The 26,785-nt window shown below is 62.1% G+C and carries 21 protein-coding genes, 1 tRNA gene and 2 pseudogenes; 13 read left to right on the forward strand and 11 right to left on the reverse strand.

Translation table 11 applies throughout. The features are described 5' to 3' along the window. Positions 1–2: 2 nt before the first annotated feature. The 4 genes from XH89_RS14845 to XH89_RS42090 all read left to right on the forward strand — a co-directional run bounded on the left by XH89_RS14845 (position 3) and on the right by XH89_RS42090 (position 3,648). Complete coding sequence (locus tag XH89_RS14845) at positions 3–809, forward strand: enoyl-CoA hydratase/isomerase family protein (RefSeq protein WP_194467747.1); 807 nt, start codon at positions 3–5, stop codon at positions 807–809. Continuing rightward, the gene (locus tag XH89_RS14850) at positions 806–2,011 is read left to right on the forward strand and encodes a CaiB/BaiF CoA-transferase family protein (RefSeq protein WP_210345250.1); all 1,206 of its coding nucleotides are present in this window, start codon (positions 806–808) and stop codon (positions 2,009–2,011) included. The genes XH89_RS14845 and XH89_RS14850 overlap by 4 nt, the downstream gene beginning before the upstream one ends. Before the next feature lie 12 nt (positions 2,012–2,023). Next, on the forward strand, positions 2,024–3,241 hold the full coding sequence (locus XH89_RS14855) for an ABC transporter substrate-binding protein (RefSeq protein WP_194467748.1): 1,218 nt from the start codon (positions 2,024–2,026) through the stop codon (positions 3,239–3,241). Between the two features lie 116 nt (positions 3,242–3,357). After that, complete coding sequence (locus XH89_RS42090; RefSeq protein ID WP_371825231.1) at positions 3,358–3,648, forward strand: EamA family transporter; 291 nt, start codon at positions 3,358–3,360, stop codon at positions 3,646–3,648. Positions 3,649–3,760: 112 nt separating this feature from the next. Here XH89_RS42090 and XH89_RS14865 read toward each other — a convergent pair. The 5 genes and pseudogenes from XH89_RS14865 to XH89_RS14885 form a co-directional block, all read right to left on the reverse strand. Beyond that, positions 3,761–4,395 (reverse strand): annotated as a pseudogene (locus tag XH89_RS14865) (ATP-binding protein); the annotation flags it as partial. Positions 4,396–4,507: 112 nt separating this feature from the next. Further along, positions 4,508–5,941: an integrase family protein gene (locus tag XH89_RS14870; protein ID WP_194467750.1), complete on the reverse strand. Its 1,434-nt coding sequence runs from the start codon at positions 5,939–5,941 to the stop codon at positions 4,508–4,510. A gap of 515 nt (positions 5,942–6,456) precedes the next feature. Then, the gene (locus XH89_RS14875) at positions 6,457–7,488 is read right to left on the reverse strand and encodes an LLM class flavin-dependent oxidoreductase (protein WP_194467751.1); all 1,032 of its coding nucleotides are present in this window, start codon (positions 7,486–7,488) and stop codon (positions 6,457–6,459) included. 93 nt (positions 7,489–7,581) lie between these two features. After that, on the reverse strand, positions 7,582–8,562 hold the full coding sequence (locus tag XH89_RS14880; RefSeq protein WP_194467752.1) for an NADPH:quinone oxidoreductase family protein: 981 nt from the start codon (positions 8,560–8,562) through the stop codon (positions 7,582–7,584). 56 nt (positions 8,563–8,618) lie between these two features. Next, positions 8,619–10,676: an ATP-dependent helicase gene (locus XH89_RS14885; RefSeq protein ID WP_194467753.1), complete on the reverse strand. Its 2,058-nt coding sequence runs from the start codon at positions 10,674–10,676 to the stop codon at positions 8,619–8,621. Between the two features lie 128 nt (positions 10,677–10,804). Here XH89_RS14885 and XH89_RS14890 point away from each other — a divergent pair, with 128 nt between their 5' ends. Next, on the forward strand, positions 10,805–11,395 hold the full coding sequence (locus tag XH89_RS14890) for a TMEM175 family protein (RefSeq protein ID WP_194467754.1): 591 nt from the start codon (positions 10,805–10,807) through the stop codon (positions 11,393–11,395). 9 nt (positions 11,396–11,404) lie between these two features. Here XH89_RS14890 and XH89_RS14895 read toward each other — a convergent pair whose 3' ends face one another. Then, a complete protein-coding gene (locus XH89_RS14895) occupies positions 11,405–11,785 on the reverse strand; it encodes a YciI family protein (protein ID WP_194467755.1) in 381 nt (126 codons plus the stop codon). Between the two features lie 203 nt (positions 11,786–11,988). On the opposite strand from XH89_RS14895, the gene XH89_RS14900 reads away from it, so the two are divergent. Beyond that, on the forward strand, positions 11,989–12,174 hold the full coding sequence (locus XH89_RS14900; RefSeq protein WP_194467756.1) for a hypothetical protein: 186 nt from the start codon (positions 11,989–11,991) through the stop codon (positions 12,172–12,174). 12 nt (positions 12,175–12,186) lie between these two features. Here XH89_RS14900 and XH89_RS14905 read toward each other — a convergent pair whose 3' ends face one another. Then, positions 12,187–12,900 (reverse strand): ABC transporter substrate-binding protein, encoded by a 714-nt coding sequence (locus XH89_RS14905; protein WP_194467757.1) that lies wholly within the window; start codon positions 12,898–12,900, stop codon positions 12,187–12,189. 338 nt (positions 12,901–13,238) lie between these two features. On the opposite strand from XH89_RS14905, the gene XH89_RS14910 reads away from it, so the two are divergent. Then, positions 13,239–15,638 carry an ATP-binding protein gene (locus XH89_RS14910; RefSeq protein ID WP_194467758.1) on the forward strand — a complete coding sequence of 800 codons (2,400 nt, stop codon included), beginning with the start codon at positions 13,239–13,241 and terminating at the stop codon, positions 15,636–15,638. Positions 15,639–15,976: 338 nt separating this feature from the next. Then, positions 15,977–16,050, forward strand: a tRNA-Gly gene (locus XH89_RS14915). Positions 16,051–16,077: 27 nt separating this feature from the next. On the opposite strand, the gene XH89_RS41285 is transcribed toward XH89_RS14915, so the two are convergent. The 3 genes from XH89_RS41285 to XH89_RS14925 form a co-directional block, all read right to left on the reverse strand. Then, on the reverse strand, positions 16,078–16,479 hold the full coding sequence (locus XH89_RS41285; protein ID WP_246767844.1) for a hypothetical protein: 402 nt from the start codon (positions 16,477–16,479) through the stop codon (positions 16,078–16,080). Next, positions 16,479–17,366, reverse strand: a complete 888-nt coding sequence (locus XH89_RS41290) for a hypothetical protein (protein WP_246767845.1) — start codon at positions 17,364–17,366, stop codon at positions 16,479–16,481. The genes XH89_RS41285 and XH89_RS41290 overlap by 1 nt, the downstream gene beginning before the upstream one ends. 696 nt (positions 17,367–18,062) lie before the next feature. After that, on the reverse strand, positions 18,063–18,959 hold the full coding sequence (locus XH89_RS14925) for a LysR substrate-binding domain-containing protein (RefSeq protein WP_194467759.1): 897 nt from the start codon (positions 18,957–18,959) through the stop codon (positions 18,063–18,065). Positions 18,960–19,068: 109 nt separating this feature from the next. On the opposite strand from XH89_RS14925, the pseudogene XH89_RS14930 reads away from it, so the two are divergent. From XH89_RS14930 to XH89_RS14950, 5 genes and pseudogenes are all read left to right on the forward strand, one after another. Next, positions 19,069–19,817 (forward strand): annotated as a pseudogene (locus XH89_RS14930) (SDR family NAD(P)-dependent oxidoreductase). Positions 19,818–19,843: 26 nt separating this feature from the next. Continuing rightward, complete coding sequence (locus tag XH89_RS14935) at positions 19,844–20,683, forward strand: transketolase (protein ID WP_194467760.1); 840 nt, start codon at positions 19,844–19,846, stop codon at positions 20,681–20,683. Further along, positions 20,680–21,690, forward strand: coding sequence for a transketolase family protein (locus tag XH89_RS14940; protein ID WP_194467761.1), 1,011 nt, complete (start codon positions 20,680–20,682; stop codon positions 21,688–21,690). The genes XH89_RS14935 and XH89_RS14940 overlap by 4 nt, the downstream gene beginning before the upstream one ends. A 172-nt stretch (positions 21,691–21,862) precedes the next feature. Further along, the gene (locus XH89_RS14945; protein WP_194467762.1) at positions 21,863–22,888 is read left to right on the forward strand and encodes a TRAP transporter substrate-binding protein; all 1,026 of its coding nucleotides are present in this window, start codon (positions 21,863–21,865) and stop codon (positions 22,886–22,888) included. Then, on the forward strand, positions 22,885–24,777 hold the full coding sequence (locus XH89_RS14950; protein WP_194467763.1) for a TRAP transporter large permease subunit: 1,893 nt from the start codon (positions 22,885–22,887) through the stop codon (positions 24,775–24,777). The genes XH89_RS14945 and XH89_RS14950 overlap by 4 nt, the downstream gene beginning before the upstream one ends. Before the next feature lie 49 nt (positions 24,778–24,826). Here the strand turns inward: XH89_RS14950 and XH89_RS14955 are convergent, their stop codons facing one another. Continuing rightward, positions 24,827–26,470, reverse strand: a complete 1,644-nt coding sequence (locus XH89_RS14955) for a tannase/feruloyl esterase family alpha/beta hydrolase (protein WP_194467764.1) — start codon at positions 26,468–26,470, stop codon at positions 24,827–24,829. Positions 26,471–26,785: the final 315 nt, after the last annotated feature.

Raw genomic sequence — 26,785 nt, forward strand, 5'->3', positions numbered from 1 at the left:
CAATGACACCAGAGGATCAGGGTGGATCCCCCTTGCTGAAGACCGACGGGCTCGTCGCGACGATTTTCCTCAATCGTCCGAGGCAAATGAACAAGCTCACCGCAACAGATCTCGCCGTTCTGTCTGAGCACTTCGCCAGTGTTGAAAGCGCCGGTGCGCGGGTCCTCATCATGACCGGCGAAGGACGCGCTTTTAGTGCCGGCTACGATCTCGGAGATATCGCTGCCCGAACGGAGAGCGCGGCCGCCTCCAAGGACGGCGTTCAGGTTTCCGGCTTCGAGAGGGTGGTTGACCAACTCCAGGACCTCGCGATGCCAACCATCTGCAGGCTCAATGGCGGAGTCTACGGCGGCGCGACCGATCTCGCGCTTGCCTGCGATTTCAGGATTGGCGTGGACAGCTGCGAAATGTTCATGCCGTCGGCGCGTCTCGGGCTTCACTACTACAGCAGCGGCCTCGTCCGCTTCACGTCGCGTCTCGGCGTCGCGGCAGCCAAGAAGTTGTTCCTCACGGGCCAGAAACTGGACGCAGCTGAGATGCTGCGCATCGGTTATCTGGATGAAGTCGTCCCTGCAAGCGGCCTCGATGCACGTGTGAACGAACTCGCCGCTGTTCTTACCGCCAATGCGCCGGTCGCGATGTGCGGCATGAAACGGGCAATTGATGAAATCGCCCGAAGTGAGTTCGATCGCACCGCTGCCGATGCCCGCTACGGTGAGAGCCTCGCTGGCGCCGAACTTCGCGAGGGCAGTGCGGCTTTCGCCGAAAAGCGCGCCCCACGCTTCGGTTGCTGTTCGGAGGGGCGATGACCAAGCCCGCTTCATCGATGACAATCGCGCTGAAGCCCAGGTCGAAGGGGCCGCTCGCCGGCCTCATCGTGGTCGATCTCACTCGAGTGTTGGCGGGGCCGTATTGCACGATGATGCTCGCAGATCTTGGCGCACGCGTCATAAAGGTCGAGATGCCAGGTGTTGGTGACGATGCTCGACACATCGGCCCGTTCATTTCTAATTCCGATAGCTCGCCGAGTTCGGGATATTTCTTCTCTGTCAATCGAAACAAGGAATCTATTGCGCTCAGCCTCAAGGACGATGCCGACCGCGGGATATTCGAAAGTCTGCTCTTGGGCGCAGATGTCTTGGTGGAGAATTTTACACCCGGCACGATGGACCGTTTTGGCTGGAGCTGGAAAACCCTCAGCTCGCGATTTCCGCGCCTCATCTTGGCATCGATATCCGGCTTCGGTCAGACGGGCCCTTACCGCGAACTGCCGGCCTACGACATGGTTGTGCAGGCGATGGGAGGGGTCATGAGCTTGACCGGTGAGGAGGGGGGCTCACCGACCCGCGTCGGCGTATCGATTGGCGATATAGCCGCGGGCACGCATGCGGTGATCGGAATTCAAGCGGCAGTGATTGAGCGCTCCCGCACTGGTCAGGGCAAGCACGTCGACATCTCAATGCTAGATGCGCAAGTCTGTCTCCTCGAGAACGCGCTCGTCCGTTATCAGATTGATCAAACCGTTCCTGGCCCCATCGGCGCGAGGCACCCTTCGATAACACCTTTCGGCATATTCAAGACCAACGGCGGGCACATCATCATCGCCGCGGGCAACGACCGGAAGTTCAAAGAACTTTGCGACGCCCTGCAGATGCAGGAAGCCAAAACCGACAGGCGATTCCTCACCAACGCCTCACGATGCGAATACCATCGTGCTCTCGTGGAGAAGATCGACGCCGCGCTGGCAGATAAGACCACCGGGGAATGGCTTTCGATTCTTACGCAAGCCGGAATTCCCTGCGGACCGATGAACGATGTCGCTGCCGTCATGCGCGATCCCCAGCTCAATGCGCGTGGAATGTTCGTCCCCCTGGAGGCTCCAGGGGGCACGGTCCTTAAGACGGCCGCATGCCCCATTCGTTTCGCCGACGACCAATTTGCAAGCTACAGGCCTGCTCCCGAACTCGATGCCGACCGCGAGGCTCTCCTGCAAGAACTCGGCATCGTCTAATCGTTCAGAGGAATGGAATTCATGAAAAGGTACGCCTGCTTTTCTATGTTCATCATGTTGGGTGTCGCTTTGCTTTGTCCGGAAGCATCGGCGCAGAAGCAATATGATCCCGGCGCCAGCGACACGGAAATCAAAATCGGCAACTTGATGCCCTACAGCGGAGCTGGATCTGCCTACTCGGTGATCGGGAAAACCGAGGCCGCCTATTTCGAGATGATCAACAAGAAGGGAGGAATCGGCGGCCGGAAGATCAATTTCATCTCGTACGATCACGCCTACAGCCCGCCAAAAGCCGTTGAGCAGATCCGCAAGCTCGTGGAAAGCGACGAGGTTCTGTTGACCTTCAACATCCTCGGCACGGCCCACAATGCCGCTGTGCAGAAGTACCTGAATGCCAAGAAGATCCCGCAGTTGTTCGTGGGCAGCGGCGCGGAACGATGGAACGACCCGGCGCACTTTCCTTGGACGATGGGGTGGCAGCCGAGCTATCAGGCAGAGGGACGCATTTATGGCCGGTATGTCGCTCAAACCGTGTCCGATGCAAAGGTTGCGATCCTTTGGCAGAATGACGATTCCGGTCGGGATTACGTCAAGGGGTTCGTTGAGGGTCTAGGCGGCAAGATTGAGCCGGCACTGAAATTGTCCTACGAGATCACGGATCCCACCATTGATCCGCAGATTTCGCAATTGAAGGCATCGGGAGCGAACGTCTTTTTCGACGTGGCTTCCCCGAAATTTGCTGCGCAGGCCATTCGCAAGACCGGAGAGTTGCAATGGAGGCCGATGCACGTCCTGAACAATATCTCCACGTCTGTGGCGGCAGTCTTGAGACCTGCCGGGGTCGATAATGCCAAAGGGCTGATCTCGACTGCCTATCTAAAGGATCCGCTCGATCCGGCCTGGAGCGGCGACGAAGGTTATCTGCACTGGATTGCGTTCATGAACGAATACATGCCCGGAGCTGACAAAGCTGATTCCAATATCGTCTATGGTTATTCGGTCGCCCAAACGTTGGTCGAAGTGCTCAGGATGTGCGGCGACAATCTCTCGAGAGAAAATGTGATGAAGCAAGCTGCCAGTCTGAAAGACTTGAAGCTCGACATGCTTCTTCCGGGAATAACCATCAACACGTCAGCAGCGGATTTCTCGCCGATCAAGGAGGAGCAATTGATCCGATTCGACGGCGAGAAATGGGAGCGGCTTGGGCCGGATGCGGCGACTATCAGGTGATTTCCGGAGGCGATGATATGCGACAGGGCTAACACGGGTCCGGTGAAGGAATGGCGCAAACCGCCCGCCTGGGGGGATCGGGACTGGCGGCGATTGTGCTGGGCGGCGGGGCGCCGATGGTGTTGGTCGCCTACGGAGGCCTAAAGTTCGCTCCGGCAGCCCACGGGGCATCGCTATTTACCGCACTCATCCCCTTGCTGGTTGCGATCTTGGCCGCCATCGTTCTTGGCGAGACATTCACTGTTTCAAGGCAGATCGGACTTGCCTCGATCGTGGCTGGGGCCCTCCTGATCGTCGGTGGCGCGGGTGCCACGATCGGATCGCGGCAAAACATCGGCCATGCCCGGTCATCGGAGCGGCGATGTTGTGGGCCTGCTATTCCGTCGCGATGTGGAAAGCGAGATTAGACGGGCTCCACGCTGCCGCTATTGCCGCGGTCGGATCATTGATCGCTTACGTGCCAGTGTACGCGTCATGTCCGGGGCCAATCTGCTCAATGCACCTTGGCACGACGTCGTGTCAATCGGCATTGGACTGGGGCCCCCGATCGGCGTCCAAAGGGAACCCTTTGATCGACGCGTTCTGCCGGTAGCGTTCGGCTCGTCGGAGCTGGCCGGGATAGCGGAGACGAGCCGAGCGCGGTTGGCGTGATCGTCGTCGCGGCTTTTGAATCGCCAGCTGTCATTGCCGGTCTCGACGATGTCGCAGTGATGGGTCAACCGATCGAGCAGCGCAGTGGTCATCTTGGCGTCGCCGAACGCGCTGGGCCATTCTCCGAAGGCGAGATTGGTGGTGACGATGACGGAAGCTCTTTCGTAGAGCCGGCTGACGAGATGGAAGAGAAGCTGGTCGCCGGACTGGGCGAAGGGCAAATATCCGAGTTCGTCCAGGACGATGAACTCAGCAAGCCGGCCCTGTCGTCCGTTGCGAGTCTCGGTCTCGAGGCGGTTGACGAGGTCGACTACGTTATAGAAGCGGCCACGGGCACCAGATCGGATGCAGCTTCTGGCGATCGCAATGGCCAGGTGGGTTTTGCCCGTGCCGGTGCCGCCGACCAGGACGACGTTGCGCTGCTGGGTGATGAAGCCGCCGCCGAGATCATTGACGAGCGTCTGGTTGATTGGCGTGCCGTCGAACTGGAAGTCCTCAAGGTCCGCTGGCCCCGCGTTGTCGTACCAGCTTTCGCTCTCCTTCATGACGAGCGAACAGGCGTCGGAAGGCGGCTCGGCATGGTGGTGAGCCCGCCTCATTCGCTGCGTGCAAAGGCTACTCTTCTCGATCGCTGGATGGCCGAAGCCCCGCTCGAAGTGCGACAGGATCGGACAATAGTCCGTCTTTCCGTATTGCTTCCGAACACCAGTGCTCGAGCCAGGCAATCCAGCGGTTCATCATCTCACGCTTCCGCGCGATGGCAGGATCGTTGCAATAGAAGTGGCCAGTCACATCATCTGGCTCTAACCCTTCTGAATGGTCGAGAATAAGTCGAGCTTCTGACCGAGCGAAGCTCAAATCGCGTGGTCCGTATGTTGCGAAGGCGTAACGTCCACCGTGCGTGGAGCACGAAATACCCGGCAGGCGCTCAATCCAGCGGTTGAGCAGGTTAACGCCGGCTGGCGCGTCGACCGTTCGGTTCCGGTGGGGGAGGAGCCAGGGCCGTCCGTCGATCATGGCCAACTGCGCAAGCATGTCGTGAGCGGTCGCGCCGAACCCCACGAGGGGAATCAAATGGCTTTGCGATCCTCTTTTGCGGGTTTTTCTGAAAAACGGCGGCACGAACCAGGCCCGCTCGTCGGGCGCCTCGTCAAAGGTGAAAACGCGGCGGCTGTCCGCGCCTATCGTCTGACGCCGACGCTGCACGGACGCGAGTAGCAGCTGAAAGCCGAGGCTGACGGACTGGGGCAGTGCGCCCGACCTCGAAATAGCCAGCAAACGGCCCATTTCGATTTCCGGTGGGGCCTTTCCGCGGAGCTCGGTTTGCGGGTCAAAAGGCAGGCCTGGAGCACCAAATTCGGAGCGCGGCCGGGGAGGGGGTCTGAGGTCCGCAAGCGATACTGTCACGCCCGTCTCTCGGACCCGGGCTGGATCCCTCAACCACCCGTAAAATGATTTGAGCGATCGTAAGCTGCCACAGCCCATGTCGTAGGCCCGTTTGCAGGTCGTGTTTACTGCTTCCGCTATTTCCTCCTTGGTGATCACTGCGACGGGCCGACCGCGGAAGCGGTTCAATTCGACTGTCTGAAGTTTCGAGGCGTAGTCCTTCCTGGTGGCCGGCCGGTGGGTCGCTGCTTCCGGCTGCTTGGGATCATAGAGGACGTCCAAGAAGGTCGCGACCGCGGCCTCCCACCTCATCTCCGGCTTCCGAGGCCGTGCACTCGAAGCGGAAGGTGCAGTGCGTCCGGTAAGCCGGTCAAGGAAGGGCTCTGGGTATATGCCGCGCCGAGCTTGCTCCTTCGCCTCCAGCGCCCAGTTTCTGGCGGTCTGGAGGACAATTCCCTCGTGGTCGCGTTCGGCGACGGCACCCAGGTCCCACCGGCGCTGCTGGTCTCCCCAACGCAGTCTCAGCGACCATCGGCAGCCCGATTTTCCGACCCGGAGTGCTAGCCCGCGCACCGCCGCATCGAGCAGGTCATATCGGCTTTTGCCCGCGCGGTGATCGCGTAGCGCTTTGCGCACGTGCTCGATGGTGAGAACAACGGCCATCCCCAATGTCTCCCTGGGTCACTTCCGGCTTGTGGGTCACTTTGGGTCACTTGATGCGGAATGTGCTCCCGTTCGGATTCCCAGAGTGGAAACCGTTGCTTGTAGAGCTTCGTTTTCAGAAACGCAAATTCGGGAGGGCAGTGTTTTGCGATTAACTGCCCTATCTTGTTAACGAATTTGGCTTCGCGCAAGGGTACCAAAGAGGGGTAGAAATGATCCAATTGCCCGCCAACAGGGCCTTCGTCTTGGAGCACGGGCGAAATAATCAGTGGCAAAGGGAGCTGACTGTAAATCAGCCGCCTCATGGCTTCGCAGGTTCGAGTCCTGCCTCCCCCACCACGCCTCGCTCTTCGGGCTACGCGTGGCGCAGCCGCGCGATGCCTGAAGAGCGAAGCGTGGTGTCCGGCGAAGCCCGCAGGGCGAAGACGGACTGAGCAAGCCAGCCGAAATCACCGTCACGCGAAGCTTGCGAAGGCTGTCGCGCCGTAGTCCGCAGGGCGTAGGCGGACTGACCGCTACCTCATCATCTCCCGCACCATCGGCACCACTTTCCGCCCATAGAGCTCGATGCTGTTCATCAGCTTCTCGTGCGGCAGCGGGCCCGCCGAATATTTCAGTTGAAACCGCGAAATCCCAAGCGCCTTGGCCGTCTTTGCGATCTTGCGCGCCACCGTTTCCGGTGAGCCGACATAGAGCGAGCCGTGCTCGGCCTCGCTGACGAACTCGTCGCGGCCCATCGGCGGCCAGCCGCGCTCGCGGCCAATGCGGTCACGCATCGCCTTGTAGTCGGGCCAGAGCTCTTCGCGCGCCTGCTCGTCGGTTTCGGCGATGTAGCCCGGCGAGTGGACGCCAATTGGCTGCGCGGGGCGGCCGAATTCCTTGAAGGCCCGGTGATAGAGATCGACGTAAGGCGCAAAGCGCTCGGGATCGCCGCCGATGATGGCAAGCATCAGGGGCAGGTCGTAATGCGCTGCGCGCACCACCGATTTCGGACTGCCGCCGACGCCGATCCAGGTTTTGAGCTGGCCGTTCTCGACCGGCGGATAGACCAACTGCTCCTTCAGTGGCGGACGCAGCTTGCCCTGCCATGTCACCGGCTTCTGCGACAGCAGTGCGGCGAACAGGTCGAGCTTTTCTTCGAACAGCTCTTCGTACATGCGCAGGTCGAAGCCGAACAGCGGGAAGGATTCGGTGAACGAGCCGCGACCGAGGATCACCTCGGCGCGCCCGTTGGAGAGTGCATCCAGCGTTGCAAAGCGCTGGAACACGCGGATGGGATCGTCCGAGCTCAGCACCGTCACCGCTGAGCCGAGATGGATGCGTTTGGTGCGCGAGGCGATCGCGGCGAGCACGGTCTCGGGCGAGGAGATCGCAAAATCAGAACGATGGTGTTCGCCGAGGCCAATGAAGTCGAGCCCGAGCTCGTCGGCCAGCACCGCCTCGTCGACGACGTTGCGGATCACCCGGGCATGCGGAAGCATGGCGCCAGACGCATCCTTTGTGACGTCGCCAAAGGTGTCCAGTCCGAATTCGAGCGGTGCAGTCATCGATCAGGTCTCTATGGGAGGTCGATGAGATTTAATCGATGGTCGCAAGCCAACAAGGCGGTTTCCGGAAATGCTCGGTTTCCGTTTGTGCGTCTATGTCGAGACGCGCACGACCATCTTGCCGAGCGCGGCGCGTGTCTGCATCGTCTTGAAGGCCTCGCGAAAGTCGTCAAGTGCGAAGACGCGGCCGACCACGGGCTTCAGCTTGCCCTCGGCGAGCCAGCCGGTCAGCTCTGCCATCAGGCGCTTCTGAACATCGGGCTCGCGGGTGGGAATCTGCGCGAGGTCGACACCGAGCAGGGCGCCGCCCTTCAGGAGCGGCAGATTGAACGGCAGCGCGGGGATCGCACCGCCGGCAAAGCCGACCACGAGATGGCGTCCGCGCCAGGCGATGGAGCGAAACGCCTGGACCGAGATGTCGCCGCCAACGGGGTCAAAGATCACGTCGGCGCCATGTCCGCTCGTCAATTCCTTCAGCGTGTCGCGCCAGCCGGCCTGCGTGTAGTCGATCACAGCGTCGGCGCCATGCGCCTGCGCGAAGTCGCGCTTTTCCGGTGTCGACGCCGCCGCGATCACGCGAGCGCCGAGCAGGTTGCCGATCTGCACGGCCGCGATCCCGGTGCCGCCCGCCGCTCCCAACACAAGCAGCTGTTCGCCCTCGCGCAACATGGCGCGGGCGCTCAGCGCATAAAGCGCCGTCAGGTAGTTGGCGCGAAACGACGCGGCAACCTCGGCGGCAACGCCGTCCGGCAGGGGATGGAGCGCCTCGGGTCTGACGATGATCTCTTCAGCCAGCGCGCCCGACCGCGTCATGCCCATCACGCGCATACCGGGCTGATAGCCGCCGGGGCTGCCCGGCGCTTCGGTCACGATCCCGGCGAATTCCGTTCCGGGAATGAAAGGCAGCGGATCCTTAGTCTGATAGCGCCCTTCGATCTTCAAGCCATCGACAAAGCCGATGCCCGCAGCCTCGACGCGGATACGCAACCGTCCGGGCTCCATGGACGGCGACGGAATGTCCTTCAGCTCGATCTGATCGATAGGGGCGTATTGCTCGACGACGACGGCTTTCATCTCGGACCTCTGTTGTTCCCGTCACCCTGGCAGTTGCCGAGACTAGCCTCTTGCGTCTACCGCCACATCCCCCGCATCCGCGCCCCGATGTCGATCTTCGGCCCCTGTGATCCGGTGCGCGCGGCTCCCGCAGCGGCCTTCGGCCAGGCGGTGCGCTCGAACAGATAGACGAGCTGCTCGGGGATGAAGCGGGTGCGCGAGGCATAGACGTGACGGTCGCCCTTGGCGGCCTGGCCGTGCACGAAGAAGCGCTGCGGCACGACGAGATGCAGATCGTCCTTGGCGCGCGTCATCGCGACATAGAGCAGGCGGCGCTCCTCCTCGAGCTCGGCCGAGGTGCCGGCGCCGAGATCGGAGGGCATGCAGCCGTCGACGACGTTGAGCACGAACACCGACTTCCACTCCTGGCCCTTGGCCGAATGGATCGTCGAGAGGATCAGATAGTCCTCGTCGCGCAAGGGTGGGCCTGACTTGTCGCTGGTCGCATCAGGCGGGTCGAGCGTGAGCTCGGTCAGGAATTTTTCGCGCGAGGAATAGCCGCTCGCGATCTGTTCGAGCTGCATCAGGTCGGCGCGGCGCGTCTCGGAATCCTCGTGGATGCGGTCGAGATGCGGCTCGTACCAGAGCCGCACGCGCTCGAGATCCGCAGGCCATTCCGAATAGCGCAAATTCTCGACCGTGCGGACGAAGCCGGTCCAGTCATCGCCGGTGCGCGCCGGTACCGGCAGCCGGCTGAGCCCATGCAGCGGATCGGGGCTCTCCGCCATCTGGTCCAGCACGCGCTGCGCGGTGGCGGGGCCGATACCGGGCAACAGATGCAGGATGCGAAAGCCGGCGACACGGTCGCGCGGGTTCTCGGCAAAGCGCAGCAAGGCCAGCACGTCCTTGACGTGTGCGGCGTCGAGGAATTTCAGCCCCCCGAATTTCACGAAGGGAATGTTGCGGCGAGTGAGCTCGATTTCCAGCGGACCGGAATGCGAGGAGGTCCTGAACAACACGGCCTGATGCTTGAGCAGCGCGCCTTGCTCGCGATTGGCCAGCACCTGCTCGACGATGTAGCGCGCCTGGTCGGCCTCGTCATGGACGGTGACGAGCTGCGGCTTTTGCGTGGAGGTGCGGTCGGTCCATAGATTCTTGGTGAAGCGCTCTCGCGCGAGGCCAATGACGCCGTTCGCTGCCGCCAGTACGGATTGTGTCGAGCGGTAATTGCGGTCGAGCGTGATCGTCTCGGCGCGCGGCGAGAAGCTCTGCGGGAAGTCCAGAATATTGCGGACGGTGGCGGCGCGGAACGAGTAGATCGACTGCGCATCGTCGCCCACGACGGTGAGCCCGCGGCCATCGGGCTTCAGCGCCAGGAGGATCGAGGATTGCAGGCGATTGGTGTCCTGATATTCGTCGACCAGCACGTGGTCGAAGCGGCCGCCGATCTCATCGGCGATCAGCGCATCGCTCATCATCTGCGACCAGTAGAGCAAGAGATCGTCGTAATCGAGCACGTGCTGGGCCTGCTTGGCCTCGACGTAAGCGGCGAACAGCCCCTTCAGCTCGGCCGCCCAGCCCGCGCACCAGGGATAGTGCTGGCCGAGAACCTTCTCGATCTCCATCTCGGCATTGACGCAACGTGAGTAGATCGACAGGCACGTGCCCTTGGCCGGAAAACGGCTTTCGGTCTTCGACAGGCCGCGCTCGTGCCGGACCAGATTCATCAGGTCGGCGGAATCCTCGCGGTCGTGGATGGTGAAGGCCGGATCGACGCCGATGCGCTCGGCATATTCGCGCAAGAGCCGCGCGCCGATGCCGTGGAAGGTGCCGGCCCAGGTGAGCGCGTCGCGCATGATCGCCGCGTTGTTCTCGCCCAGCACCTTGCGGGCGATGCGCTCGACCCGGCCGGCCATCTCGGCTGCCGCGCGGCGGGAGAATGTCATCAGCAGGATCCGGCGCGGATCCGCGCCGGCGACGATCAGATGCGCGACACGGTGGGCAAGCGTATTGGTCTTGCCGGAGCCGGCGCCGGCAATGACGAGCAGGGGAGCGCCCACGGTCGCGCCATCGGCCACGCCATGCTCCACGGCGCGGCGCTGCTCCGCATTGAGCGTGTCCAGATATGACGTCACGAATCGCCCCGGTGAAAGCGTGAGACTCGGCGATCTCCGCGCGAATCGCAATGCGGCTGGACGGAGCCTCGGATAACATCTAGGGAAAACACAGCCCAAAGTTCCGGCCCGAAAAGCGCGCCCCCGACATGACCGAGCTCAAGCCCAACCAGTTCGAGATGCGGCGGCTGGAATCGCTCAGCAACACCATTTTTGGCGTTGCGATGACATTGCTCGCGTACGACCTGCCCAAGGCGGCCGTGTTCACCCGGGCGCCCGACTGGAGCGATCTCGCCCAGGTCTATTCCGGCAAGCTCGCCGGTTTTGCACTCAGCTTCATCATCGCCGGCGTGTTCTGGATCAGTCATCACCGCAGGCTGGCACGCCAGCCGGTGGGCAGCCGCGGCATGGTGATCCTCAACCTGTTCTTCCTGCTCTCGATCGTGCTGCTACCCGTGAGCAACGGTCTCTACACCAATTACGGCATGAGCAGCGCGGTGGCCGTGCTCTACGGCCTGCATCTGACCGCCATCGCGGGCCTCAATGCCTGGCTGTGGTGGCTGATCATGGGCGGCTGGCGCCACGAGATCATGGCCTCGATGTTTCCGTTGCTGGTGTTCGTTCCGGGTACGATCGTTGCGGTCTTCGCGCCGCACGTCGCACCCTTCGTGTGGTTCATCGCTTTCGGCGGTCTCGTGATCCAGCGCTTCTATATCGCCCGGGCCGAGCCCGACGCGTGAAACGGCGGCTCAGCCCTTTGTCGCGCCGAACCCATCGGCCGGCACATAAAGCTTGACCGGTCGGATTTCGTAGGCCGCGCTCGGATTGACCGCACGCAGCTTTCGCGCGGCTGCGATTGCTTCCTCATCGGTGTCGTATTCGACGAGGTGGAAGCCCAGGAGCTGCTCCTTGGTCTCGGCAAACGGCCCGTCCAGCACGATGCCGGCGCCCGGGCCGCGCAAGGTATGGGCCTTTCTCGTGTTGTCCAGACGGGCAGCCGGCCCGAGATGTCCGCTTGCCCTCAGGGGCGCCTGAACCTCGATGACCTTGGCCACGACCGCGGCATCCTGCTCCGGCGTCCACGCCAAGAGCTCGTCCTCCACATGGTAGGCCAGGATTGCGTAAAGCATCTTCATCTCGCTTGTTTTTGGGGGCGCAGCCCGAAAGACGTATGGTCGCCGCCGGTTCCGACAATCCCGGAGACTAGACTATTGCGTCCCGCTTGTACGACGAAACCGTCCTGAAACCCGATTGCGGCCTGGCGCGGTGAACGCCGTCCGGCGAAGAGGCGACTGATGGCCACAACAACAGTCGAGACGCATCGGAGGCGGCAATGTCGGGTCAGACCATCAAGATTATCTGCGATGCGCGGCGGGCAGGGACGTCGGAGCCTGCCGATCTGCACGACCAGGCGGGCCATCACCGCTATTACGGCAGCTCGGCCGAGAATGGCGGCGAGCGCATCGTCGAGACGCGCCGCGGCAAGCGCCCCTTCGTGCTCGCCATCTTCGGCTTCTGAGCCTCGCCGGCGTCAGGGTGCGCTGAGGACCTGCTTGACGAGCGCCTCGCGCAGCGCGGCCAACTCGCCACTCGCCTCCATCTGCGCGATCACCTGTCCGACCTTCGGCACCAGATCACGGTGGCGCTCGTGCAGATAGTGGTAGATGCTGATGCGTTCGAGCGGAGGGGAGAGCGGATAGATCCGGGCTTGTAGATTGAGCTTGCGAACCGCGACCAGCCCGCTGAAGAGGTCGGTGACCATCACGTCGAAACGATCGGCATCGAGCATCATGATCATGTTCTCGAGGCTCGTGGTCGCCGTGACGCGATCCATGCCGCGCGTTCCGGCTTCCGATGAGCCGACGCCGCGGACGATACCGATGCTGTAGTTCCTGATCGAATTCCAGCCGTGCACGTCGAAATGAAGTTTCGTCGCGAACACCGACGGCTCAATGTAATTGATTGCCGGCGTCACCTGCAGCAGCGTCGGGTATTCGCGCGACAGCGTTCCGATCCGCTGGATCTCGCCGTCGACCTCGCCGGCGCTGGACAGCGCCAGCGCCCGCTTGCCTGGGACGTCCTCGAATTCGAGCTTGATGTTCAGCTTGGCGTAGACGGCCCGCAACATCTCGCCGCCAACATATTGATCCGGGATGTCGGCGATCCGCGCCAGCCGGATCACCGACTGCGCGGAGGACGAACCGGCTGCGCATAGCAACAGGCAGACGACGACTATCCGCCACATGGGACGCCTCTCTGATCGGTTCTTGCTACTATTGGGTTCTGGTGCCTTGCGCGATCTACCGGAGATGGCGCTTACGCCAAGCCACGACACTCATCGTTCGCCCGCCATGCGGGCGACTCCCGGTTTTTCACCGATGTTATTCTAGCACGCAAAGTGGTAATTTGCGCGAGAATCCTGCTGCTGGGCGCAAGATATGACCCCACCGAACTCAGATCGCCCAAGGGCCGACAGGATTGCCGCGCGCATCGCGTGCTGAGAGAGAATCAAGATCGTCGAATTGTGCGCGGCTGCGACCGGCAGGCCGAAGAGGAGTGTCGCCATTTTCGAGAGTGGGGTGCATGGGCAACGCAGGTGACAAGAATCCCGATCGCAGCCGCGCGGTTGCTCCTGCGGCCGCGAAGCAGCATTTGAGCGGCATCGGAAGTGCATTCGCGGCCCCGCTGCCGGGGGCGCTGCTGTCACGGATCTTCAACTGGTCGCGAAGCGGCGTCGGGCCCCGCCTGCTTGCCGCCGTTCTGCTGTTCTCATCGCTCGTCACGCTGACACTGACTGCGCTCCAGTTCTATCTCGACTACGATCGCGAAGTCGGCGCGATCGAGACGCGGCTCGACGAGGTCGGCCGCAGCATCACGGCCAGCCTCGGCGAAAGCCTGTGGAATCTCGACCAGAACCAGCTCAAGCTTCAACTTGACGGCATCCTGCGGCTGCCCGGTATGCGCGCTGCCGAGGTCCGCGAGGTTGCCGATCGCCCCAATCCGATCCACGTCGCCGTCGGCGAGCGAAGCAGCCGCTCCATCGTGACGCGCGACTACCCCTTGACCACCGTTGTGCAGGGCACCCCGCGCGACATCGGCGTGCTGCATGTCGAGGCGACGCTGAGTGACGTCTACCAGCAATTGCTGAACCGGGCCCTGGTCATCCTGGCAAGCCAGGCGGCCAAGACGTTCGTCGTCTCGCTGTTCATCATCTACATGTTCCACATTCTGGTGACGCGGCATCTGGTCGCGATCGCCGAGTTCGTCAGCAGGTACAATCTGGCGCGACCGCCGCCGCCTTTGCACCTGGAGCGGCGACCACCCTACGATCCGGACGAGCTGGACAAGGTGATGGATGCGTTCAATGGGATGTGCGTCAATCTCGGTCATGCCTATGGCGAGCTCCGCGAGGCCAATGCGAATCTCGAACGTGATCTGAAGATCCGCCGTCGTGCGGAAGAAGATGCGCGCGCGAGCGAGCAGCGCTTTCGCGACTATGCCGAGACGGCATCCGACTGGTTCTGGGAAACCGGGCCGGATCATCGGTTCACCTATCTCTCCGACCGGGTCACCGCATTCGGCATGGACAAGACCATGATCGGCAAGCGTCGGACCGATGCCGCTTTCGACCGCGATGCGGAGCCGGAGAAGTGGCGCGCGCACATGGCGATGCTGGACCGCCACGAACCGTTCCGGAAGTTCGAGTATTGCGGCCGCGATACGACGGGACGTCTGCGCCATTTCAGCGTCAGCGGCCAGCCGATCTTTGCCGACGACGGGCGTTTCATGGGCTATCGCGGCTCGGCCACCGATCTCACGGCGCAGCACGAGACCGAGGAGCGGCTTCGCCAGTCCCAGAAGATGGATGCGATCGGCCAGCTCACCGGCGGCGTCGCGCACGACTTCAACAACGTGCTCACCGTCATCACCGGCACCATCGAAATCATCCGGGAAGGGCTTGCGGACCAGCCTGAGCTCGCCGCGATCGCCCAGCTCATCGACGATGCGGCCTCACGGGGTGCCGAGATCACATCGCAGCTGCTGACCTTCGCGCGGCGTCAGCCGCTGGAGCCGCGCGAGATCGACGTCAACGGTCTCGTGGTCGAGACGGCGAAGCTGTTGCGGCCGATCCTCGGCGAGCATGTCGAGATCGTGACCCGGCTCGCCGACGATGCGTGGCCGGCCATGGCCGATCCGTCGCAGCTGTCCTCGGCGATCGTCAATCTTGCCGTCAATGCGCGCGATGCGATGCCTGACGGCGGCAGGCTCACGCTCGAGACCGCAAACCGGGAGCTCGATGGCACCGGCGAGGGGGACGGCGATGCAGGCTCCTATGTCATGGTCGCCGTCTCCGACACCGGTCACGGCATTCCGGCCGACGTCCGCGACCGCGTGTTCGAGCCGTTCTTCACCACCAAGGGGGTCGGCCGCGGCACCGGGCTCGGCCTGAGCATGGTCTACGGCTTCGTCAAGCAGACTGGAGGCACGGTCGCGATCGAGAGCGAGGAGGGCCGTGGCACGGTGGTACGGCTGTTGCTGCCGCGATCGGCGGGCGAGGGAGCGGCGAAAACCTCGCCGGTGCAGGCGCTGGCGCCGTCGCGCGGGCACGAGACCATCCTCGTGGTCGAGGACGACCCGCTGGTGCAGGGGTATGTCATCGCCCAGCTCGGCAGCCTTGGCTATCGAACTTTGACGGCCAGCGATGGCGCAAGCGCACTTGCGCTGGTCGATCAGGGCGCGAGCTTCGATCTGCTGTTCACCGACATCATCATGCCCGGCGGGATGAACGGGCGGGAATTGGCCGACGCTGTCCGGCTGCGCCGGCCGGGCGCGCGGGTGCTCTACACGTCCGGCTATACCGACAACGCCATCGTCCACGAGGGACATCTCGTTCCCGGTGTGGCGCTGCTTCGCAAGCCGTACCGGAAGGCCGACCTGTCGCAGAAGATCCGTGAGATGCTGGCGGGCGAGGGGCCGCTCTGAACGGCGCGCGATACCGCCGAAATCGGCTGACCAAAGAAAAGGCGCGGCAGGGGAGAACCCTGTCGCGCCCGATTTCTTGCTCGCTGGTCCAGGGCTGAGAGCGCCCCGATGCCAAGCCTCTTTCAAAGCCTAGCGGGCGATCCCAGCGAGGTGACAGCGCTTGAGACAAGACACTGGATCACCTCCTTTCGTTGGTTTCGGGACACTCAATATAGGTCTAAATCGCCGCGCCGTTAAGGGGTGGTGCCCGGAGGCGGGAACAACCCCCTCCGCGAGGCGGGAAAGACCGGTCCGGAGCAGTTGAGACCGTCGCCGGGCCGTGTTAGGGAGCCCCTGTCGCGGGTGTAGCTCAATGGTAGAGCAGCAGCCTTCCAAGCTGAATACGAGGGTTCGATTCCCTTCACCCGCTCCAAATGTTTTCAATCACTTATCGGGCTTGTTAATTTCCATTCCGACAAGACGGCGGAATCCATTCCGACAAATGTTCACTTTCTGGCCGCCTGCTTGCGCCGCTTGATGCGCTTGATCTGTGCGTCCTGCTTAGCCTCGTCGTCGTGATGGAGATAGTGCGCCATCGCTTGGTCGATGACCATTGCCCCTTCTTCATCAGCTGCGCTTCTGTGAGGCCGGACGTGCTCGCCTCGGTGGTCCCGCCATGCCGGCCAAACGACGTGAAGGTCAGCTCAGGACGCAAATCCGCGGCCAGAATGATCTTCTTCGAAATGCGCTCGACTTGAGTCAGCATCTCGCCCTTGCCGCTCCAGGGCAGACTGCTTCCATCTCGCCGGAGCATCAGGCCGCCGGTCGGCCGCAATGCTTTCATGGCGTCGAGCTCGGCCATCAGCAGGGGATAGAGCGGCTTACCCTTCTATCGAAGAGCGGCTCCCACGATCCCGTGCTCGTCTTGTAGTTGATGACATAGACATGGTTCGGGCGGCTTTCCCGGCCGGTAGTGCTCCGCCATAAACGGATGAAGATATGGGCCTTGCGCTGCAGCCATTCCCAACCGATTAGGACACCGGTTGCCAATGACGGATAGCCCAGCTCGATCGCTTTCGCACGGAATGCCGCCAGCTCGTCAAAATTGGCATGCGGCGTTTCGCGCGAGGTCGATTGCAGGCCCATCTTCTCAAATGGGTTCTTCGGTGGAAACAGGTGAGGGTGCGCCCGTGAGATCGTGTTCCATGCGCCGCGAGCGGTCTTCATCGCGTGGTTCACGGTCGTGCGGCGTTCGACCTTCTCGCCGTCGACATCCTTGTAGAGCAGTTTCTCGAACAGATCGTCCGCAAACGCCGTATCGATGCTCGAAACGCGCAGCGTGCCAAGGCGCCTTCCGTCCTTCAACAAGTATTCGCAGATCATCTTGATGCCGGTCTCATGCACGCGACATTGACCGGGGCTCAAAGGCTGCAAACGCTTTGCCGTCTTCTGTTTCCACGTTCGACGATACTCGTGAAACATCCAATCCAGCGTTCCGATCACCACCCCAATGCCCACGGGATTCGCGTCATCGCCACCTGTCAGCCAGCTGTCGAACGCAGGCAGCAAGATCTTCTCGGCGCGCTGCACCGCCAGCTCGTAATCGGCGCCGAGCGGTTCGTTCTTGATTGGACAACCTTTTTTACGTGCCCACGTTGGCACGTCGAAAAAATACGCAAAGCTCCCTTTCTGAAGGCGTTTGCGCCTTGTGTAGCGAGGCAGCGGCAGCGCCGAACGTCCCACCCTCATCACAGCAAACTCCTAGACACCTCCGGATCGTCCTTAGGATCTATTGGAATCGATCTCTCTTCCCGTATCAACACAGAAATGCGTCCGTCAGGCCAAATCTCGACACGCGCGACTTTGCCTCCACTGTCGAGAACACCTCTAACAGCGCGCTTAATGTCTGCTTCAGTAAATCGGACTCTCGACATCCAAGCCGGTGGGTACGGAAGCGAAGGCGCAGTTGGTAGTTCATTCAATCATGACCCGCAGTGATCGCTCCACTGAAGGTAGAGGAAGCTTGGCGCATGTTGAGGCACCTGAACGGCTCTAGATTCGAAATAAGGAAGAGCAATCACAGGAGAGGTTAACGATCATATTTCGTTGAGATCGTTGAAGCGGTGAAGTGAAGTTGGACCCAGTCGCTGCCGTACGGCTCAAGCTGGCTTAAACTTCCCCATGATGGATTGGAACGAGAGCTAAAGTTTTTCAGTAGGTTAGCAGGTGGCGTGTGCGCGACGTGTGCACCGGGAGATCAAGAAAAATCCACGATGGCCAACGTGAGCAGCCTTGTCGCGCATGTGCAGAACCCTGAATTCCGAGGACGGGGCGGCGAGTGCTTACGTGCGGTCTCAGCACGGAATGATAGAAATCATGGGTTTGCGTCCCACTCCCCGCTCCCTCGGCCATTTCCACAATTTTGTACGCCAAATTGCGATCTCGTCAGTGCAAGGAATTGGTGTCTTCGCCATTGAGTTGCGTCACGAGCCAATCGGCAAAGGCTCGTACCGCGGACCTCTGTCTACTCGCGCGCGGGTAGATTAGGCGATGGCCGACGTAGCGGATATCGTTGGCGCGTCCTGCCAATGGCGCCACCAATCGTCCACTCGCCAGTTCGCGTTCTGCGAGAAGTGTTGATTCCAACGCAACGCCCAACCCCTCGGCAGCCGTCGCTATCGCAAGAAAGCTTCGATCGAACCTCATGCCGTGGAGGGCAGGTGCTTCCAATCCGTTCGCCGTGAACCATTGGTGCCATTGAACCTGCTTCACGTCGGAGCGTATCAGCGTCTGATCGAGGAGATCGGCAGGCTTCCTTATCGATCTCGCGAGGGCAGGCGAGCAGAGCGGGGTCACCGTCTCCTCCGGGAGAGGAACAACCTCCACGCCCTCCGCACGCGGCGGACCGTAAACGATGTCGATATCAAAATCATCGTTGCTGAAGCGAGCGTAGTCCGTGCTCGCAGCCAGCCGAACCTCGAGCTTCGGATAAGCCGCGAGAAACTGTGCAAGCCGTGGTGCAAGCCACTGCGCGGCAAAACTGGGTGCCGAATGGACGCGCACCAATTGTGGTCCGCGCGCGGCGACTTCCTCGAGGCCACGGCGAAGCTGATCGAAGGCCGCTCCGGTGTGTCGCATCAGATTTTCGCCGGCCGGCGTGAGCCGCACCGATCGCGCGCTACGCTCGAACAGAACGGTGCGAAGCGTGTCCTCCAGCTTGCGGATCGCATGACTGACCGCACTCGGCGTCAGGTGAAGCTCATTCGCCGCATCGCGAAACGATCCGGTGCGAGCGGCGGCCTCAAAGGCGCGAATTGCTGATATCGGGACATTCGACAGCATCCCATAAGTGAACCAGATTCATCGATCCGTGACAACTGTGCGTTTGTCTGTTGGGCGCCGGCGGGGCATTCCTGGCCTTGCCAAGGAAAACAATTTGCGGGAGGAACTGATGCTGCTCAGCGGCAAGACAGCGATCATTTCGGGCGCGGCCTCGCCGCGCGGCATCGGGCTGGCCACCGCCCGGCGGTTCGCCGCCGAGGGAGCGCGGGTCGCCATTCTCGACATTGACGCGAGCGCGGCGGCGGACGCCGCAACATCGCTTGGCAAGTCCCACATTGGGCTGCAATGCGACGTTGCCGACCAATCATCCTGCGAGCAGGCCGTTTCTCGCGTGATCGAGTCCTTCGCAAGCATCGACATTCTCATCAACAACGCCGGCATCACCCAGCCAGTGAAGTTCCTGGATATCTCGCCGGCCGATTGGGATCGCATTCAGGATGTCAATCTGAAGGGCGTTCTTTTCCTCTCCCAAGCGGTGATCCCGCACATGCGTGCGCGCAAGTCCGGATCGATCGCCTGCATGTCCTCGGTTTCGGCCCAGCGCGGCGGCGGAATCTTGGCGGCCCGCATTATTCGGCCGCCAAGGCTGGCGTGCTCGGTCTCGCCAAGGCGATGGCCCGCGAGTTCGGTCCGGACGGCATCCGCGTCAACTGCGTCACGCCCGGCCTGATCGGCACCGATATCACCGCGGGCAAGCTGACTGACGAGATGAGGGCGAAGATCCTGGAGGGCATTCCGCTCAATCGCCTCGGCACGGCGGAAGACGTCGCCGGCATCTACACCTTTCTGGCCTCGGATCTCTCCGCTTATGTCACCGGCGCCGTGATCGACGTCAACGGTGGCATGCTGATCCACTGAGCCAGCAAGAGACAAGGTCCAAATCGATGGAAACGCTGACCAACACGCCCAAGCTGGCGGACCGCGCCTACAACATTCGCCGCAATGCGCTGCGCATGGGCGAGGTCCAGGGCCAGGGCTATATCGCACAGGCGCTGGACATCTCCGACGTCCTGTCCGTGGCGTATTTTCACGCGATGCGCTACCGGCCGGAAGATCCGTCCTGGGACGAACGCGACCGCTTCCTGCTCTCGAACGGGCACTACGCCATCGCGCTCTATGCGGCTTTGATCGAGGCGGGGATCGTCCCCGAGGAAGAACTCGAAACTTATGGCAGCGACGAGAGTCGCTTACCGATGTCGGGCATGGCCTCCTACACGCCCGGAATGGAAATGTCGGGCGGCTCGCTAGGGCTTGGGCTCAGCATCGCCGTAGGGATGGGCCTCGGGCTCAAGCGCAAGAAGTCCGATGCGAGGGTGTACACCTTGTTCTCGGACGGGGAGCTCGACGAGGGCTCGGTCTGGGAGGCCATCCAGTCGGCGGGCCATTACAAGCTCGACAATCTGATCGGCATCGTCGACGTCAACAATCAACAGGCCGACGGTCCTTCGTCGCAGGTCATGGCATTCGAACCGCTGGTCGAGAAGCTTCAAGCCTTCGGCTGGTTCGTACAGCGAATCGACGGCAACGATCTCGATGCAGTGATCGCCGCGTTCGATGCCGCCAAGTCCCACCCCGAGCCAAAACCCCGCATGATCGTCGCCGACACGCTGATGGGCAAGGGCGTACCTTTCCTGGAGCAGCGCGAGAAGAACCATTTCATTCGCGTCGAGCAGCACGAATGGCAGCTCGCGCTGGCCGCGCTGGAAGCCGGGAGGCAGGCATGAAGACCGTCAGATCAGCACCCCAGCCGGGCAAGCCACGCCTGACCACCTCGGCCATGATCGCCTCGATCGCGTCTGAGGGACAGAAAACGAAGCCGGCGCCGTTTGGGCACGCGCTCGTCGAGCTCGCGCGCAGCCGCCCCGATGTGGTCGGCATGACAGCCGATCTCGGCAAATACACCGACCTGCACATCTTCGCGAAGGAATTTCCGGACCGTTACTACCAGATGGGCATGGCTGAGCAGCTCTTGTTCGGCGCGGCCTCAGGTCTTGCCGCCGAAGGCTTTATGCCGTTCGCGACCACCTACGCGGTGTTCGCTTCGCGCCGTGCCTACGACTTCATCCATCAGACGATTGCGGAGGAAGACCGCAACGTGAAGATCGTCTGCGCATTGCCCGGTTTGACCTCGGGCTATGGCCCGAGTCATCAAGCCGCGGAGGATCTCGCGCTGTTTCGCGCCATGCCGAACATGACGGTCATCGATCCCTGCGATGCCCATGAAATCGAACAGCTGGTGCCCGCGATCGCGGCGCATCAGGGGCCGGTCTACATGCGCCTGCTGCGTGGCCAGGTGCCTGTGGTGTTGGACGAATACGACTACAGGTTCGAGCTCGGCAAGGCCAAGTTGATCCGTGACGGCAAGGACGTCCTGATCATCTCATCCGGCATCATGACCATGCGTGCGCTCGATGCCGTGCAAACTCTGAAGCACGATCGCGTCGATGCTGCGGTGCTCCACGTTCCGACTATCAAGCCGCTCGACGCCGAGACGATATTGCGTGAAGCCGGCAAATCAGGCCGCTTGGTCGTCGTTGCCGAAAACCACACGACGATTGGCGGTCTCGGCGAGGCGGTCGCCGCACTGCTGATGCGTTCAGGCGTCCATCCGCCGTTCCGCCAGATCGCATTGCCGGACGAATTTCTTGATGCTGGCGCACTACCGACACTGCACGACCGCTACGGCATTTCCACCGCCGAGGTCGCAAGGCAGATCAAGCAGTGGCTTTAGGGCACCGGCACTAAGCCAAGCCAATGCGAATGAAGAGTTCCGCCCGCTGCATGTTGCGGTGGACGAGCGATGGCTGTTGCCCGAATGCGGGTGTTCGTAGAGCCCAGACAGCTGAAAGGCAGCGCCAGCTCAAGCAGCCGGCACAACGTCAATAGAGGATCAGGAGGAAAACATGACTGTCTCGAAGCCCGGACGCATCAGCCGCCGTTCGCTCTTGCTGGCGGCCAGTGCCGTACCTCTCTGCGGGATTCTGACCCGCCCCGCATCCGCCGCCGAGTTCGTCTACAAGTTCGCGACAGGACAGGATCCGACCCATCCTGTGAATATTCGCGCGCAGGAAGCGATCGACCGCATCAAGGAAGCGACCAGCGGCCGGTTGGAGATCAGACTGTTCCCGGCCAACCAACTCGGTTCCGACACCGAGCTCATGACGCAAGTCCGCAGCGGTGGGGTCGAGTTCTTCAATCAATCATCCTCGATCCTCGCCACCCTCGTGCCGAGCGCCGGCATTGTGAACACGGGCTTCGCATTCGCCGATTACGACAGCGTGTGGAAAGCGATGGACGGCGACTTGGGCACCTACATCCGGGCGCAGATCGCCAAGACGCCGATCATGGCGGTGTCGAAAGCCTGGGACAACGGCTTTCGCCAGGTGACCTCATCCGGTCGCGAGATCCGCACCCCGGATGATCTGAAGAATTTCCAGATCCGCGTTCCGCCCGCGCCGCTGCTCACTTCGCTCTTCAAGGCGCTCGGCGCCGGGCCGACGCCGATCAACTTCAACGAGGTTTATTCCGCGTTGCAGACCAAGGTCGTCGAGGGGCAGGAGAACCCGCTGCCAATCATTGCGACCGCGCGTCTTTATGAAGTCCAGAGCACGTGCAGCCTGACGGGGCACGTCTGGGACGGCTACTGGATCCTCGGCAACAAGCGCGCCATCGAGCGCCTGCCCAAGGACGTGCAGGAGATCGTGACGCGCGAGCTCGATCGCTCCGCGGTCGAGCAGCGTGCCGACATCGCAAAGCTCAGCCAGTCGTTGCGTAATGATCTCTCGGCCAAGGGTCTCAAATTCATCGACGTCGATCGCACCGCCTTCCGCCAAGCCCTGTCCAAGACCAGCTTCTACGCGGACTGGAAGGGCAAGTTCGGGGAAGAAGCATGGTCTCAGCTCGAAAAAGCCGCGGGCCAGTTATCATGACCAGCGTGAGCCATACGCCGCACGTCGATGCCGGTGTGACGACCGGCGCATCACAGGCGGGCCGGCGCAGTTGGGGCGTGACAGCGAACGCTGTGCTCGGCCATATCGTCGCTGTACCTGCAGCACTGCTCGTTCTCGCCGAAATCGCGGTGTTGTCCGCGGGCATTGTGGGCAGATATGTGTTCCGCTCGCCGATCGTCTGGTCTGACGAGCTTGCCGGCATTCTCTTCCTCTGGCTCGCCATGCTGGGATCGGTGATTGCGTTTCAGCGCGGGGAGCATATGCGGATGACCGCCATCGTCGGCGTTCTCAGTGCGGAGGTTCGCGCATTCCTGGATGTCGTGGCGGCCGCAGCATCGCTGGCCTTTCTCGTGCTCGTCGTCTGGCCAGCCTATGAGTTCGCCGCCGACGAGGCCTTCGTGACGACGCCGGCGCTCGAGATCGTGAACAGCTGGCGTGCGGCGGCGCTGCCGATCGGGATTGGATTGATGCTGGTCGCGGCGGTCCTCCGCCTGATCCGCATCGCGAGCCTGCGCAGCTTGCTCGCTTCCCTGGCGCTCGTTGCAGGTATCATTGCGATCTTCGTCCTGCTCGCTCCCGCCTTGAAGCCGCTCGGCAATCTGAACCTCCTGATCTTTTTCGTTCTCGTTGTCGGGGCGATGGTCTTCGCGGCCGTGCCGATCGCGTTCGCGTTCGGCCTCGCCACCGTCGGCTATCTCGCCTTGACGACCGGCACGCCCGACGTGGTGATGATCGGACGGATGGACGAGGGCATGAGCCACCTAATCCTGCTCGCCGTGCCGCTCTTTGTCTTTCTCGGTCTCCTGATCGAGATGACAGGCATGGCGCGCGCCATGGTCAGCTTCCTCGCGAGCCTCCTGGGCCACGTGCGCGGCGGATTGCACTACGTGCTGGTCGGAGCGATGTATCTGGTGTCGGGCATTTCCGGCTCCAAGGCGGCAGACATGGCTGCGGTGGCTCCGGTCCTGTTTCCCGAGATGCGGGAGCGCGGGGCCAAGCCGGGCGACCTCGTTGCGCTTCTGGCGGCGACCGGCGCCCAGACCGAGACGATTCCGCCCTCGCTAGTCCTGATCACGATCGGCTCTGTGACAGGCGTTTCGATCTCGGCGCTGTTCACCGGAGGGTTACTGCCCGGAGTGGTGCTCGCGGTCATGCTCGCGGCGATTGTGTGGTGGCGATATCGCCGCGAGGACCTATCCCACGTGAAAAGGGCCACTGGGCGGGAGATCGGCCGCGCTTTTGTCATCGCGATACCGGCCATCGCGCTGCCATTCGTGATCCGGACCGCCGTCGTCGAGGGAGTAGCGACGGCCACGGAAGTCTCGACCATTGGGATCCTGTACTCGATCTGTGCCGGTCTCCTCATCTACCGCCAGTTCGACTGGCGCCGCATCTATCCGATGCTGGTCGAGACAGCCTCGCTGTCAGGGGCGATCCTGCTCATCATCGGCGCGGCGACAGGCATGGCCTGGGCGCTGACCCAGTCGGGATTTTCTGCCTCTCTGGCCAAATTCATGACCAGCCTTCCCGGCGGGGTCCCCGTCTTCCTGGCCGTGACCATCCTGACCTTCGTGATCCTCGGCAGCGTGCTGGAGGGAATCCCAGCCATCGTCCTGTTTGGTCCGCTGCTGTTTCCGATCGCGCGGCAGGTCGGCGTACACGATGTCCACTACGCGATGGTCGTCGTTCTTGCCATGGGAATCGGCCTGTTTGCACCGCCGTTCGGCGTCGGCTACTACGCGGCCTGCGCCATCAGCCGCATCAGTCCGGACGAGGGTATGAAGCCGATCGTGGGCTATATGATCGCGCTCCTGATCGGCACGCTGATCGTTGCTGCCGTGCCCTGGCTATCGATCGGCTTCCTTTGATCTATTGGCGAAAAGCCTTGAGGCTTCTCCCGCACCGGCCTGCCGCTTCTTACGGTGCGGCTTCTCTGCAGTCGTAACTCTCTGCCGCGCTCCTATTGCCCCCGACATAATGTGGATAATTGGGGTAACGGCACATCGGACGGGACGCCTTCAGAGCAAAGGGCGGCGTGGCTTCCTTCACCGTCTGGATCAGCGCGTCGGCCGGTGCGATGCCGTCGGCGACCCAATGGTCGAGTGGGTCGAGCAAGTCGACCATGGTCGGGATCGCGGTGCCATCCGGTACGGTTGCGCCGTGGCCGGTGTGGGTCGAGCCGGGCGAAAGATAGAGGCGCGCCGAGACGTCGACAGTGGCTTGACCGAGCTTGGCCACGACCGACTTGAAATAGTCGATGCCGGCGAGCGGGCTCTGCGCGAGGTCGGCTAGATTCTCTCGCATAATCAGCTTGCCGCCATGGGCGAAGAACGGCGACAGATCAGGATTCGTGGAATCGAGCAGCTTTGAGACCTCCTCGACGCGGGCACGAAAATTTTCCGGGAGATAGCTTCGGACATCGAACTTGGCGTCCCGCGCGACCATGAAGCGAATGGCGTTCGCCCCGTAGATCCAGTGTTGCGAAGCCGTGGCCACATCAAGTGGCTCGCTCGGTGGCGCCGTGCCGACAACCCAGCGCGCCATGGTCGATCGATCAGGGTCGGGTGTCGTCTCGTTGCCATAGAGCCATTGCGGATAGGCGGTGATGCCGTTGGCCATCGCGAACGGGAAGGGATGCGGCGCATGCACCGCCTGGACGGAGACGATCTGCAGGTCCGACAGGCAGTTGTCGCCGGTATCCCTTCCGCCGGAGCAGCGCAATGCGGCCAGATTCACCTTGGCTTGGCAGGCGAATGAGTTGCTGACGATGCCGTCGCGCAGGCCATCGAGTTCGTCGCAAGCCTCCATCACGAACTTCGCCAGCGTCTTGGTCTTTGCTGGATTGAGCCAACCGCCCTCGAACTGCGGCAGCACGTTCGGGATGTAGGACTGGAACAGCATAGAGAGCTGCACTACCGGCACGACGCTGACGATCCCGTCATAATCGACCGGAAAGCGCTGGGCCATAGTGAGGCCTTCGCGACCGCCCTCGGAGCCGCCAAAATAGTAGATCCTCACTGGCCGCTTGCGATAAAGTACTTCGCTTAGCACGACGGCGACATCGCGCACCTTCTTGTAGGAGGCATAAGCATAGTTGGTGAGCATCTCGTCGTTGAGAGCGAACTTGCCGATCGAGTCGCGAGGAAAGCTCGAAGCTTGATGGCCGGAATCGGTGCCGACCGTCGCATAGCCACGCGCAAGCGGCAGGAGATCGTCGGGCGCTGCATCGCGGAGGGGCGCCAGGCCGGTGATCAAGCTTCCATTGTAGCCGCCCCCGCCATATTGCAATAGCCTGCCGTTCCAGGCGGCCGGCAGATTGAGCTCGAAATTGATCAGCTGCGCCGCCGGATCAATCGGGGCAATGGTGCCCAGGACCTTGCAGAAGTCGGGCGTCTTCGCCTGCGCTGCTGCCGGCATGAAGCTTACAGACGTGACGATGGCGTCCCCGCTCGGAAGACCGATCAATGTGGCTGGAATGGTCCGATCGGCAAGTCCTATGCAGGCGCCCTGAAATGCCTCGTCGGCGACCGAGCGTCCTCCGCTCAGCAACACAATGGCCACGCCAAGCGCCAGACTTAGAGCCGCGGCCGATCGGAGCGGCCTTGCGCGAGCAGGGGGGCCGTTGTTTCTGCCTATCATCATTTCACTTCCTAGCGGAGTTTCTGTTGCGCAGAGCCGGACGCACTCGAAAATTCTCTTGCGAAGATGCCAACATGTCAAATGTCTGAGATGGCTCAGGATCGTGTCTGTCGAACCGTTCAAAGCGTGGCAGTAAAGGCGAATTGAATTTTTGAGGCGGCTGCGGCGAACAGTACTCTGTGGGATTGCACCTGATGTCGTCGATCCACGAAAGCCGCGGGCGTGTTCGCAGGTCGC

It is taken from the genome of Bradyrhizobium sp. CCBAU 53340 (assembly GCF_015291645.1).
Lineage (GTDB): Bacteria > Pseudomonadota > Alphaproteobacteria > Rhizobiales > Xanthobacteraceae > Bradyrhizobium.

What these genes read in the sequence shown, in the direction of transcription:
- XH89_RS14845 (WP_194467747.1), top strand. Translation starts at nt 3, where the DNA reads ATGACACCAGAGGATCAGGGTGGATCCCCCTTGCTGAAGACCGACGGG.
- XH89_RS14850 (WP_210345250.1), top strand. Translation starts at nt 806, where the DNA reads ATGACCAAGCCCGCTTCATCGATGACAATCGCGCTGAAGCCCAGGTCG.
- XH89_RS14855 (WP_194467748.1), top strand. Translation starts at nt 2,024, where the DNA reads ATGGAATTCATGAAAAGGTACGCCTGCTTTTCTATGTTCATCATGTTG.
- XH89_RS42090 (WP_371825231.1), top strand. Translation starts at nt 3,358, where the DNA reads ATGGTGTTGGTCGCCTACGGAGGCCTAAAGTTCGCTCCGGCAGCCCAC.
- XH89_RS14870 (WP_194467750.1), bottom strand. Translation starts at nt 5,941, where the DNA reads ATGGCCGTTGTTCTCACCATCGAGCACGTGCGCAAAGCGCTACGCGAT.
- XH89_RS14875 (WP_194467751.1), bottom strand. Translation starts at nt 7,488, where the DNA reads ATGACTGCACCGCTCGAATTCGGACTGGACACCTTTGGCGACGTCACA.
- XH89_RS14880 (WP_194467752.1), bottom strand. Translation starts at nt 8,562, where the DNA reads ATGAAAGCCGTCGTCGTCGAGCAATACGCCCCTATCGATCAGATCGAG.
- XH89_RS14890 (WP_194467754.1), top strand. Translation starts at nt 10,805, where the DNA reads ATGACCGAGCTCAAGCCCAACCAGTTCGAGATGCGGCGGCTGGAATCG.
- XH89_RS14895 (WP_194467755.1), bottom strand. Translation starts at nt 11,785, where the DNA reads ATGCTTTACGCAATCCTGGCCTACCATGTGGAGGACGAGCTCTTGGCG.
- XH89_RS14900 (WP_194467756.1), top strand. Translation starts at nt 11,989, where the DNA reads ATGTCGGGTCAGACCATCAAGATTATCTGCGATGCGCGGCGGGCAGGG.
- XH89_RS14905 (WP_194467757.1), bottom strand. Translation starts at nt 12,900, where the DNA reads ATGTGGCGGATAGTCGTCGTCTGCCTGTTGCTATGCGCAGCCGGTTCG.
- XH89_RS14910 (WP_194467758.1), top strand. Translation starts at nt 13,239, where the DNA reads ATGGGCAACGCAGGTGACAAGAATCCCGATCGCAGCCGCGCGGTTGCT.
- XH89_RS41285 (WP_246767844.1), bottom strand. Translation starts at nt 16,479, where the DNA reads ATGGCCGAGCTCGACGCCATGAAAGCATTGCGGCCGACCGGCGGCCTG.
- XH89_RS41290 (WP_246767845.1), bottom strand. Translation starts at nt 17,366, where the DNA reads ATGAGGGTGGGACGTTCGGCGCTGCCGCTGCCTCGCTACACAAGGCGC.
- XH89_RS14925 (WP_194467759.1), bottom strand. Translation starts at nt 18,959, where the DNA reads ATGCTGTCGAATGTCCCGATATCAGCAATTCGCGCCTTTGAGGCCGCC.
- XH89_RS14935 (WP_194467760.1), top strand. Translation starts at nt 19,844, where the DNA reads ATGGAAACGCTGACCAACACGCCCAAGCTGGCGGACCGCGCCTACAAC.
- XH89_RS14940 (WP_194467761.1), top strand. Translation starts at nt 20,680, where the DNA reads ATGAAGACCGTCAGATCAGCACCCCAGCCGGGCAAGCCACGCCTGACC.
- XH89_RS14945 (WP_194467762.1), top strand. Translation starts at nt 21,863, where the DNA reads ATGACTGTCTCGAAGCCCGGACGCATCAGCCGCCGTTCGCTCTTGCTG.
- XH89_RS14950 (WP_194467763.1), top strand. Translation starts at nt 22,885, where the DNA reads ATGACCAGCGTGAGCCATACGCCGCACGTCGATGCCGGTGTGACGACC.